The following is a 12212-nucleotide window of genomic DNA, read 5'->3' as shown; positions in this document are numbered from 1 at the left end:
TATTTAATATTGACTGTGGTCTAAAATTGGGGTTAAACCCAGCTTTACAAGGGGAATTCTGAAAAAAAATTGAAAGCTTAGAATACGGCTTTGTTTTGAGAAAATTTGAAGATACCTTTGAACCAGGCATTAATGAGGAAAATAATGGCAATAAAGCTGAATACTACACCTGCGACTGTGCAGGCTTTTACCCAAAGCTGGCTATCCCAGGCGAAGAAAAATAATGGAATGAACCAGAGCGCTGCAAAAATCGCGAGTACTGAATAAATTACAATATTACGCATGATCCAGAGTGCCTGTGCCTGTAACCAGACTTCGGCATAATCGATCTGGGTCACCTTACGTGCATACCAGTAGGCGAATATGCCGCTTACCACTGTAAATAAAGCAAAAAACATGAAGACATAAGCCATCGCCACGGAGCGTCGCATCTTGGTGAGTGTGTCTTGAGTCATGTTTAGTCAACCTTAGTGTGCGGCCCAGCACAAGTGAGTTCCGCAGCAGTATGTCTTTTTTGAATTATTAAAAAATCAGGTACTACTATATTGAAATTTTCAATATTTCGCATCTGAAATTATGACAAATTTAAACAGAATTTAAACTTTTTTTCACTTTAAACCATTGTGCATATAAGGCTGGCAGGAAAAACAGCGTTAATAGCGTTGCAACGATTAATCCTCCCATAATGGCAACCGCCATTGGTCCGAAGAAAATGCTTCTGGATAAAGGAATCATGGCCAGAACGGCAGCCAGTGCAGTCAGGACAATCGGACGGCAACGGCGCACTGTGGCATTGATAATGGCGTTCCATTGCGATTCACCTGCCTGAATATCCTGTTCAATCTGGTCAATGAGAATCAACGAGTTACGCATGATCATGCCTGACAAAGCAATCGTGCCCAGCATGGCCACAAAGCCAAAAGGTTTATTGAAAATTAACAGGAATAAGACCACGCCAATAATACCCAATGGCGCTGTCAGGAAGACAATGAAGGCACGTGAGATACTTCGGAGCTGAATCATCAGCAAAGTCATCACCACTGCCAGGAACAATGGCATACCCGCATTCACTGAATTCTGCCCTCGCGCAGATTCTTCAACTGTCCCGCCTACCTCTATTAAATAGCCACTTGGCATTTCTGATCTGAGCTGTGCCAACTGATCTTTCAGCTCGTTGACCACGGTTGCCGGTTGCAGTTGCGTCCGGATATCAGCCCGTACCGTAATGGTCGGCAAGCGATTCCGATGCCAGATCAGGCCTTCTTCAAAGCTGTATTCGATCTTGGCAATCTGGGCCAGAGGAACTGAACTCCCATTCGTAGTCGGTACTGCCAGACTACTCAGTGAACCGACATCGACACGTTCAGCCTGATCACCCCGTAAGCGGATTTCAATCAGCTCACGTTTCTCACGGTACTGATCAATCGCAGTTCCAGAAATTGAGCTATTCAGGAAATTCGCCAAATCGCTACTGCTTACTCCCAACTGACGGGCGCGGTCCTGATCAATATCCAGCTTAATCACTTTACTTGGTTCACCCCAGTCCAGATGCACATTGGTGGTATTCGGATTGTCTCCGACCGTTGCTGCAACTTTCTGTGCCCATTGGCGGACTAATCCCAAGTCTTCACCCGATACGCGGAACTGTAATGGATAGCCAACGGGTGGGCCATTTTCCAGTAGAGACACTCGGGTACGAGCTTCTGGTAACAGCACCCGAATCTGGTCACTTAAAGATTTACGGATTTCATTGCGGTCTTCAAGTGATGAAGCCAATACCACAAACTGGGCAAAGCTGGCTTGCGGCAATTGCTGGTCTAATGGCAAATAGAAACGCGGTGAGCCGGTACCGACATAGACCACATAGTTATCAATCCCCTCCTGTTTGGACAGGAAGTTTTCAACTTTTTTCACTGCCGCTTCAGTCGCTTTTAATGAAGCGCCCTCTTCCAGTTTCAGATCTACCAGAATTTCGGCACGATTCGATGGCGGGAAGAATTGTTTTGGCACCAGATTAAACATCAAAATGGATAGCACAAAAATCCCGACAGTCGCCGCAATGACCGTTTTACGGTAGGTGACACAGATATTCACCCAACGGCGAAAGCCCTGATAGAACTTGGTTTGATAAGGATCATGATGTTCACCGGCATGATGCACCAGCGGATCCGGTTCAGGGCGTTTGCGTAAACGCGCCCAGAGACGTTGATACCATGGCGCTCTTTGCACCAGATCCTTGTTAAAATCTGGCAGGAGTTTATCACCCAGATAAGGTACAAACAGAACTGCGGCAATCCAGGACACCAACAGTGCCAGCGTCACCACCTGGAAAATCGAGCGGGTATATTCCCCGGTACTGGATGCTGCTGTCGCAATCGGCAGGAAACCGGCAGCAGTAATCAGGGTTCCGGTCAGCATTGGAAAAGCAGTCGTCCGCCAGGCATGACCGGCCGCCTGTAAGCGGCTAAAGCCTTGCTCCATTTTGATTGCCATCATTTCTATGGCAATGATCGCGTCATCGACCAGAAGGCCAAGTGCCAGAATCAGGGCACCCAGAGAAATCTTATGCAGGCCAACATCAAACAGTTGCATCCCGGCAAAGGTCATCGCCAATACTAACGGAATCGAGAAAGCCACCACCAAACCAGTACGGAACCCGAGTGAGAAAAAACTCACCAAGAGAACAATAATCACGGCCTCGGCCAGAACTTTCATAAATTCATTAATACTGCGTTTCACTGCTACCGGCTGATCTGAAACTTTTTGCAGATCCATTCCTAAAGGCAAAGTTTTCTGCAAACGGGCAAATTCCTGTTCCAGATTTTTACCCAAGGCAATAATGTCACCGCCTTTACGCATCGATACGGCAATACCGATGCCATTTTCGCCCATAAAGCGCATACGCGGTTGTGCTGGATCAGTAAAGCCACGATAAACCTCCGCTACATCGCTAAGCTGGATGGTCTTGCCATTCACTAGTAAAGGTAATTGCTGCAGTTCTTCGACATTATTCAGCGCACCACTGACCCGCACCTGAATCCGGTCAGAACCGGTTTCAAAAAAGCCCGCCTGAGTCATGGCATTTTGCTGCTGCAGTGCCTGCTGAATGGCAGTCACCGGAATACCGAGCTGGGTAGCTTTGGTGTTGGAGATTTCGATCCAGATTTTCTGGTCCTGCAGACCGATCAGTTCAACTTTGGCGACATCCTTGACCCGTTGCAACTGTAACTGCAAACGGTCAGCATATTCTTTAAGCGTGGCATAATCGAAGTCATTACCCTTGATGACATAGATGTTACCAAAGGTATCACCAAACTCATCATTGAAGAATGGACCTTGTACGCCTTGCGGCAATTCATGCCGAATATCATTGATTTTCTTACGGACGTTATACCAGACATCTGAGACATCCTTGGAAGCCAAGGAATCCTTGGCAATAAAAGTCACCATGGATTCCCCCGGACGGGAATAGGCCATGATCCGGTCATACTGTCCGGTAGTCATCAACTCTTTTTCAATCCGGTCGGTGACCTGTAAGGACATTTCTTTAGCACTGGCACCCGGCCAGTAGGTCTGGATTACCATCACCTTAAAGGTAAACGGCGGATCCTCACTTTGTGACAGTTTGGAATAGGATACGATGCCCACCAAACCGAGCAGGATCATGAAATACAGTACCAGACCTTTATTCTTTAAGGCCCATTCAGACAGGTTAAAGTTCATATTTAACTCCCTGCCTGAATTTTCACACTACGGTTTTCACGGTCAATCGGATTTATTTTTTGCTGGTCACGCAGCAGATGCACCCCACCAATCACCACATAATCATCAGCCTTTAACCCACTGAGAACTGGTACAGAATCACGGCCATAAGCACCCAGCTGAACCGGCACTTTGCGGATGGTATGATCCGGCTTGACTACCATTACATAGGCCTGCTGATCGGTCGCTGAAACGCTGGATAAAGGAACGCTAAGGATATTGTCCTGACTGTTCTGGAAGAATACCCGGGCACTCTGACCAAGCTGAATCTGGCTGTTCCCTTCGCGTAAAGCCACTTTCACCCGGAAGGTACGCGATTGATCTGCTGCAGGTGAAATCTCACGAACAAAGGCGGCGAATTTTTCATTCGGTTTGGACCATAACGTGACCCAGGCCGGCTGACCAGTTTTAATTTCGGAAATCGCTTGTTCAGGAACCCCAATCACGACTTCACGCTCACCGGCTATCGCCAGTTCAAAGGCGGCCTGCCCTGCTGCAACGACCTGACCAATTTCGATATTACGTGCAGTAATCACTCCATTTTTATTGGCAATGAGCTGGTTATAAGCGGTCTGGTTTTTGGCCGTATCATAATTAGACTGGGCCTGTTTCAGATTTGACGCGGCTGCCTTGTATTGATTTTCAATCGCATCATATTGTGAACGGCTCACGGCATTGGTGGGTAACAGCTGCTTGAAACGCTGTAATTCATCCTGAGCAATTTTACTGGCCGATTGGGCACTTTCCAGCTGGGCACGTGCTGCATTTAATTGAAGTTGAGCATCTTTCACATCTAGGGTCGCCAAGATCTGCCCCACTTTTACCTGATCGCCCACATCGACAAAGCGCTGGGTGACCTGCCCGCCTACCCGGAACGCCAGTGCTGTTTGCTGACGTGCCTGGACATCACCGGCATAGCTTTTCAATTCCTGATGTGAAGTTTTCGGTGTGGTCACCATGACAAATGGAACTTCCTGTTCTGCTGCAGCGCTGTCCTTGCTACATCCTGAGAAAGCCATACTGCATAGGACGATCATGCCAGCCAGTGCGCTCTGTATCGTGATCATTATTGTTCGCTCTTATCTAATCATCATTTTTAGGGCAAAATAGGTAGATATATAAATTGCTTATTTTTTAATTAATATACCACCCGGTACACTAATTAGGATTCTGCAGTTAAAACAATGACCATATTGAATTTTTTTGGATGAAATTGTGCAAATACCGGTTGGACGGCCCAAGGATCTGGAAAAACGCCAGCGTATTCTGAACGCAGCGAAACAGCTGTTTTTACAGCATGGTTATCATGGTTCCAGCATGAACCAGATTGCGCTGGAAGCCGGGGTGACCAAACTCACTGTCTATAATCATTTTCAGGATAAGGCCACGCTGTTTAGCTGTGCGGTTGAAGAAACCTGTGAGGCAATTCTGCAAGAATCTCCTAAAGTTCTGCAGCCTGATAGTGATTTTCAGCAGGAGCTGTATCAGATCTGTCTGCGCTCATTCAATATTGCCAATCTGCCGGAAGCTCTCAAACTGGACCTGCTCATCATGCAACTGGCCTATGAAAAAAATCCGTTGGCGGAACGTTTTTATACAGCCTCACATATCAAGCTGAATCAGGCCTGGCATGATTTCTTTGAGCAGGCGCAGCAACATCAATTTATCCAGACTGATGATCCGCAGCATCAGACCGAACTGATGGTGTCCTTACTGTTAGGTATGCGACATCACAAAGTCTTACTGGATTTAAGCCCGTTACCTGACATGCAGCAACGCCATCAGATCATTCAGCAGGCCATCGAGATCTTTATGCTGAAATATGCAATTTCCCGTTAAATTTCTTCTATCTGGCCTGATCCTTGCAACAGCGTAAGGACTAAAATTCATCCAATTAGCAACAAATGATATTCAACTTTTGTCTGCAAAAGACTTGGATTGTCATGCAGTCGGGGTATAGTCAAAGGAAGAATCGGAGGGATATAAAAAATGGTTCAACAGATTGATGCACCTCTACGCGAAGACGTACGTTTACTGGGTAATTTGCTGGGAGAAACCCTGAAGTTACATGCGGGGCAAGATTTGTTTAATCAGGTCGAGCAAATTCGGGCCTTATCGAAAGGTGCTCGCGATGGACAGGTTGAAGCAGAAAAACAGCTGGAACAATTATTCCTGACTTTAGAAGATCATGAAATCCTGCCATTAACCCGTGCCTTCACCCATTTCTTAAACTTTGCCAATATTGCCGAACAGTACCATGTGGTACGTCGTCGCCGTCAAAGCGAATTTGAGGAAAGCACAGAATCTCCAAATCCTCTGGTTCCTTTATTTGAAAAATTTAAACAGCAGGAGATTTCTGCAGAAACCTTATATCAGCAAATCTGTGAATTAAAGATTGAACTGGTGCTGACCGCACATCCAACAGAAGTCAGCCGACGCACCCTGATCCAGAAATATGATGGCATCAATAATGCCCTGTCCAAATTCGACCAGCAGAAGCTAACCCCGCGTGAACGTCAGGCAGTTTTGGCTGACTTAAAACAGCTCATCAGTTCTGCCTGGCAAACTGATGAAATCCGTCAGCATCGTCCAACCCCGGTGGATGAAGCCAAATGGGGCTTTACGACAATTGAACAAACCCTCTGGAATGCTGTACCCAAATTCATCCGTGAACTGAACGGCATGGTTGAGGAACAATGTGGCCAGACTTTGCCGCTAGATGTTGCTCCGGTACGTTTCGCTTCCTGGATGGGTGGCGACCGGGATGGCAATCCGAATGTGACGCATAATGTGACCCAGGAAGTATTGTGGTTGTCGCGCTGGAAAGCAGCCGACCTGTATTTGCGTGATATTGAAAACCTGCGCTGGGAACTTTCTATTCAGCAATGCAGTGATGAAATTACACAGGCGTTAGGCCACCAACATCCTGAACCGTACCGTGAATATTTACGCGATATACGTGAACGTCTAAAAATTACCCGTGCTTGGCTGGCTGAAAAACTGCATGGCAAAGATGCGGATGATAGTCGGGTGATTAAAAGTAAAGATGAGTTATTAAAACCGTTACTGACCTGTTATCGCTCATTGATGGCGTGCAATCTGGCAGAACTTGCCAATAGCAGTCTGCTGGATTTGATTTACCGGGTGAACTGTTTCGGAATTGAACTCCTCAAACTGGATATTCGTCAGGAATCTGGTCGTCATCGTCAGGCCATTTCAGCCATTACTGAATATCTGGGTCTGGGTAATTTTGAAACCTGGACTGAACAGGCCCGTCAAAACTTCCTGTTGCAGGAACTGCAAAGCAAACGTCCCCTGCTGCCAAAACACCTGAATGAACCAGCGGGTAGCCTGATTGAACATCCTGATGTGCAGGAAGTCTTTACTACTATGCGCACGTTGGCCGAACAGCCAAGTGAGTCTCTAGGCGCCTATATTATTTCCATGGCCGAATATCCAAGTGATGTGCTGGCCGTCTTGCTGCTGCAAAAAGAAGCCGGGATTAAACAGCCTTTACGGGTAGTACCTTTATTTGAAACCTTAAAAGATCTCGACGGCGCTGCTGACACCATGTCGACACTCTTTAATATGCACTGGTACAAGCAGCATATTCAGGGCAAGCACGAGGTCATGATTGGTTATTCGGATTCGGCCAAAGATGCCGGCTTTATGTCAGCCAACTGGGCACAGTACCGTGCGCAGGAAGAACTGACCGCAGTTGCTAAACAGCATGGTATACAGCTGACCCTGTTCCATGGTCGTGGCGGCTCGATCAGCCGCGGCGGTGCACCCACCCAACAAGCCTTGTTCTCGCAACCGCCGGGTTCGATTTCAGGGGCCATTCGGGTGACTGAACAAGGTGAGATGATTCGCTTTAAATTTGGTCTGGAAGAAATCGCGCTACAAAATCTGGAAATTTATACTGCAGCGACTCTGGAAGCGACTTTATTACCGCCACCCGAACCGAAACCGGAATGGCGTGATCTGATGCATAAGATGACCGATCTGTCGGTACAGGTCTATCGTCAGACAGTACGTGAAAATCCGCATTTCGTGAAATACCTGCGTACCGTGACCCCAGAACTGGAATTACAAATGTTGCCACTGGGTTCACGTCCTGCCAAACGTAAGGTTAGCGGCGGGATTGAATCCTTGCGTGCTATTCCCTGGGTCTTTGCCTGGACCCAGATCCGTTTGATGTTACCGGCTTGGCTGGGTACCGGTGCCGCATTAAATGAGGTACTGGATCAAGGGCAACGTACAATTCTGGATGAAATGCTGACTGAATGGCCTTATTTCCAGACCCTGATTGATATGCTGGAAATGGTACTCTCCAAAGCAGATAGTAATGTTGCGCTCTATTACGAATCACATCTGACTCAGGATGAAGACCTGAAAGAGCTCGGCACGGAACTGCGTCAACGCTTGCAGGATGCCATCCAGACCCTACTCACTTTAAAAGGTGAATCAAAACTGCTGAGCAGTAATGGCGTCTTGGACCAGTCCATGACCGTGCGTAAACCTTATCTGTTGCCGCTCCATTTACTGCAAGCCGAATTGATGAAACGTCGTCGGTTATATCTGGAACAGCAGCAGGCTGAACACACTCCGGTCGATCATGCCTTGATGGTCAGTATTGCCGGCATTGCCGCCGGTTTACGAAATACCGGTTGATTTTTTTCTCTTCCATTTAAAGCACATCTACACGATGTGCTTTTTTATTGATCAGTCAATAGCCAAAAAAAGCTTTATTTATATATCAAATTAAAATTACTTATAGATGTTGAATATGAATTGTCCGGGAATTAATCCACTGATTTAACTTTAGTTTTGATTTAAAAAACTTTTACCGCACGGTAAAATCTCAAATAAAGTCATAGAATTAATTTGAACAAAAATTTTGTTTCAGTGATTAAATCTTCTAAAAAACAAGAGTATGATGTGCACAATTTATCTTTTGAGTGCTCATTTTATGTCCAATTGGTTTCCCAAGTGGCGCCCTTATGAGGGTAGTATCGATGCACGACCAGTAGGTACCGCAGAGTATTTACCGCCTGCCCAGACCCTGATCTTGGGGGTACAACATGCCTTTGCCATGTTCGGTGCGACGGTACTGGCGCCATTTCTAATGGGTTTTGATCCCAATCTGGCCATTTTAATGTCGGGGATCTGTACCATCCTGTTCTTCCTGATCACGGGTGGTCGTGTACCAAGTTATCTGGGTTCAAGCTTTGCGTTCATTGGGGTAGTGATTGCGGCAACCGGTTATGCAGGTGCTGGCGGACTGAATCCAAATATTGGTATCGCCGCTGGCGGGATTATTGCCTGTGGTGTGCTTTATGCCTTGATGGGTGTTCTGGTCATGGCAACGGGAACCCGCTGGATTGAAAAATTGATGCCGCCTGTCGTGACCGGTGCGGTGGTGATGATTATTGGTCTGAACCTGGCCCCTGTGACCGTGAAAAACGTCATGGGCAATACCTTTAATATGTGGATGTCACTGGTGACCGTACTGTGTATGGGGTCCATTGCGGTGTTTACCAAAGGTCTGGTACAGCGTTTATTGCTCTTGATCGGTTTATTGCTGGCTTACTTCATTTACTACATTTTAAGTAATGTAATGGGCTATGGTACTGCAATTGATTTTGCACCAATTCAGCAAGCTGGCTGGTTTGGTGTTCCAAGCTTCCATGCGCCAGTATTTGATAGCAATGCCATGCTGATCATTGCGCCTATTGCCCTGATTCTGATTGCAGAAAACCTGGGACATATTAAAGCCGTGGGTGCCATGACCGGTGAGAATCTGGATCCGCATATCGGTAAAGCCTTTGTGGCGGACGGTATTGCAACTACCTTGGCAGGTGGTGTGGGCGCACCGGGTATGACTACCTATGGTGAAAATATTGGTGTGATGGCAGTTACCCGTGTCTATTCAACGATTATCTTTGCTGTTGCGGGTGTGTTTGCAGTATTCCTCGGTTTATCACCGAAGTTTGGTGCAATTATTCATACCATTCCAACGGCGATTTTAACCGGCGCCTCTATTGTGGTCTTTGGTTTGATTACTATTGCCGGTGCAAAAATCTGGATCGAAAATAAAGTAGACTTTTCACAGAATAAAAACCTGATGGTGGCAGCAGTAACGATTATTCTGGGTACGGGTGACTTTGCCCTGACCTTCGGTAACTTTAACCTAGGCGGAATTGGTACAGCGACCTTTGCTGCGCTATTCCTGAACTGGTTCTTTAGCCTGGTCGATAAAAAATAATGTGAAGACTTAAATTTTCAAGCAGCCTCCAGGCTGCTTTTTTTATATCGCAAGAATTGTTTAAATAGGCCTGATCTTTTATATGAGCATCCTGCCGATGCGTCTGGATTTTTTTGATTTACGTCTTTTTCTCAACATAGTTGACACAGGTAGTCTGACCAAAGGTGCTGAACGCTCTGCCATTTCCTTACAGGCAGCCAGTGAGCGGATTAAAAAGCTGGAACAGCAATATCAGGTCAGTCTGTTCAGCCGCCATTCTGGCGGGGTGAAAATGACTTTTGCAGGTCAGGTCTTTGCTGAGCATGCCCAAGCCCTGTTGCAACAGGGACAACAGTTGTCTCAAGCCATGGCCGGTTTTAGTGAAGGACTCCATTCCAATATCAGCTTATGGTGTAACTCTTCAGCACAAAGTGAGTACCTTCCCCTATTATTGCCCCAGTATCTGGTGAATAACCCAAATATCCAGATCGACCTCAAAGAAGCAGAGAGCAAGGACATCATTGCGGCTTTAGTGAGTGGTACTGCCAAGCTAGGACTTATTTCCAGTTTTTTTTCTGCCCCTCAATTACAGACTCTGGAGTTTTCAGATGATCCTCTGGTACTGATCTGCCCTGAACAACATGATCTGGCAACGAATCAGGCATTAACATTAGCAGACTGTCTGAGTTATCCCTTTGTTGGTCTGATGCAATATCACTCTTTGCAGCAGTCGATTGAAACCCAGGCTCGCTTGCTGAACTGTGAGATTCAATACCGTTTACGCTTACCAAATTTTGCCGCCATTGCCCAAGTTGTGGCCAATGGTGTAGGTATCGCGATCATGCCAAAACGTGCTGCACAACGTTTGTCGAAGCTCTATGCATTTCATCAAATCCAACTGACGGGAGATTGGGCCAACCGCAAGTTATTGTTAGCTGCAAAGAACTTTGATGAACTGAGCACCGCCTATCAGCACTTTAGCCAGTTCCTCATTTCTGCGGATGTACAAAAAATCCTGAATTAAATCCAGCCGAATTGATGCAGCATCATATAGCTGCCTAAGGTGATCAGGCCGATAAAAAATACTGTCCGGAATTTCTGTTCAGGGATACGGGAACGGATTTTTTTGCCAAACCACATCCCGATCAAAGCTGGAATCAGTGCAATCGCCGACATGGCATAATCAATCGGCATATCTTCTACCGGGTTTTGGTGCAGGAAAATTGCCAAACACACCGTCGAGGTGGTAAATACCAACCCTAAGGCCTGAACCAGATCATCACGTTTTAAATGCAGGGTTTGCAAATAAGGCACCACTGGAATTACCACTACCCCGGTTGCCACGGTCAAGGCCCCCCCGAGATATCCCATAATCGGAGAAAGCCACTTTTCATGCTGGCTTAAATCTGGCATCCGTTTCGCCAGTAAACCATATAGGCCATATAGAGCAAGCATCCCGCCCAATAAAGCTTCACTATGAAATTCAGAATGACCTAAAGTCGGGAAAATACTCCAGACTGAACCCACGATAATGCCTGCTAGCAACAGCCAGAAACGGCGAATCAGCTTCAGTACATGACCTTCGGCAAAAAGTTGCCAGAAATTGGTCAGCATCGAAGGTACTATCAGTAAAGTTGCTGCCTGAAATGGACTCATAAATATGGTCAGCAAACCCATGGACACCGCAGGCAAACCTAATCCAATGGTGCCTTTAATCAGACCAGCCAAAGCAAAAATAACAATAACAAAAGCAGTCATCTGATGACCCTAAATTGATTTAAGCCCATGCTATAGAAATCACGAATAGAGTAAAATCAGGGTTTTAAGAAGGAAGCCTCAAGTAAATATTGAGGCTTCAGATGGATGTGCTGAAACTCATCAGATTCATCAGCAAAAATCGGATTTAAAAGTCGTTTAAGGACGGAACTCTTTCAGTTCACGCTGAATGAAATACTGGAACATTTCCCGGTACAAATGCTCAATGAAGGCCTGATCCACGCCCTGCTGTTGTGCCAAGGCTTTGACATTTTCCACAATCTGCTCCATACGCTCCGGTGATTGCAGATCAGTTTCAGTTTTTTTAAAACGGGTGGTTTGATCAACATAAAATTGACGCGCAGCGATCAGCTCAACTAAAGCTGTATCAATGGCATCGATCTGTTGACGTGCATGTTGTAATGATTCAGCTTTGATTTTTTCCATG

The 12212-nt window shown here is 46.3% G+C and carries 9 protein-coding genes; 4 read left to right on the top strand and 5 right to left on the bottom strand.

The window, feature by feature from the left end; all coding sequences use genetic code 11:
* Positions 1 to 77: 77 nt before the first annotated feature.
* The 3 genes from FTV14_RS04650 to FTV14_RS04640 all read right to left on the bottom strand — a co-directional run bounded on the left by FTV14_RS04650 (position 78) and on the right by FTV14_RS04640 (position 4829).
* Positions 78 to 455, bottom strand: a complete 378-nt coding sequence (locus FTV14_RS04650) for a hypothetical protein (protein ID WP_104426832.1) — start codon at positions 453 to 455, stop codon at positions 78 to 80.
* A gap of 130 nt (positions 456 to 585) precedes the next feature.
* The gene (locus FTV14_RS04645; protein WP_180053439.1) at positions 586 to 3723 is read right to left on the bottom strand and encodes an efflux RND transporter permease subunit; all 3138 of its coding nucleotides are present in this window, start codon (positions 3721 to 3723) and stop codon (positions 586 to 588) included.
* Between the two features lie 2 nt (positions 3724 to 3725).
* Positions 3726 to 4829, bottom strand: a complete 1104-nt coding sequence (locus tag FTV14_RS04640) for an efflux RND transporter periplasmic adaptor subunit (RefSeq protein WP_180047705.1) — start codon at positions 4827 to 4829, stop codon at positions 3726 to 3728.
* A 148-nt stretch (positions 4830 to 4977) separates the two neighbouring features.
* Here FTV14_RS04640 and FTV14_RS04635 point away from each other — a divergent pair, with 148 nt between their 5' ends.
* The 4 genes from FTV14_RS04635 to FTV14_RS04620 all read left to right on the top strand — a co-directional run bounded on the left by FTV14_RS04635 (position 4978) and on the right by FTV14_RS04620 (position 11033).
* A complete protein-coding gene (locus FTV14_RS04635; RefSeq protein ID WP_180012127.1) occupies positions 4978 to 5601 on the top strand; it encodes a TetR/AcrR family transcriptional regulator in 624 nt (207 codons plus the stop codon).
* 150 nt (positions 5602 to 5751) lie between these two features.
* Positions 5752 to 8436 carry a phosphoenolpyruvate carboxylase gene (gene ppc / locus FTV14_RS04630; RefSeq protein WP_180053438.1) on the top strand — a complete coding sequence of 895 codons (2685 nt, stop codon included), beginning with the start codon at positions 5752 to 5754 and terminating at the stop codon, positions 8434 to 8436.
* A gap of 298 nt (positions 8437 to 8734) precedes the next feature.
* Positions 8735 to 10030 carry a solute carrier family 23 protein gene (locus tag FTV14_RS04625; RefSeq protein ID WP_180053437.1) on the top strand — a complete coding sequence of 432 codons (1296 nt, stop codon included), beginning with the start codon at positions 8735 to 8737 and terminating at the stop codon, positions 10028 to 10030.
* A 97-nt stretch (positions 10031 to 10127) separates the two neighbouring features.
* Positions 10128 to 11033, top strand: coding sequence for a LysR family transcriptional regulator (locus FTV14_RS04620; protein ID WP_180053486.1), 906 nt, complete (start codon positions 10128 to 10130; stop codon positions 11031 to 11033).
* Here the strand turns inward: FTV14_RS04620 and FTV14_RS04615 are convergent.
* On the bottom strand, positions 11030 to 11767 hold the full coding sequence (locus FTV14_RS04615) for a sulfite exporter TauE/SafE family protein (RefSeq protein WP_179992900.1): 738 nt from the start codon (positions 11765 to 11767) through the stop codon (positions 11030 to 11032). The genes FTV14_RS04620 and FTV14_RS04615 overlap by 4 nt on opposite strands.
* A 156-nt stretch (positions 11768 to 11923) precedes the next feature.
* Complete coding sequence (locus tag FTV14_RS04610) at positions 11924 to 12211, bottom strand: chorismate mutase (RefSeq protein WP_004780403.1); 288 nt, start codon at positions 12209 to 12211, stop codon at positions 11924 to 11926.
* Between the last annotated feature and the right edge of the window lies 1 nt (position 12212).

The sequence above is a fragment of the Acinetobacter sp. YH12236 genome (assembly GCF_013417645.1).
In the GTDB taxonomy this organism is placed as follows: domain Bacteria; phylum Pseudomonadota; class Gammaproteobacteria; order Pseudomonadales; family Moraxellaceae; genus Acinetobacter.
The sequence above is the reverse complement of the archived record's forward strand: the minus strand, read 5'-3'. Positions and strand labels throughout refer to the sequence as shown.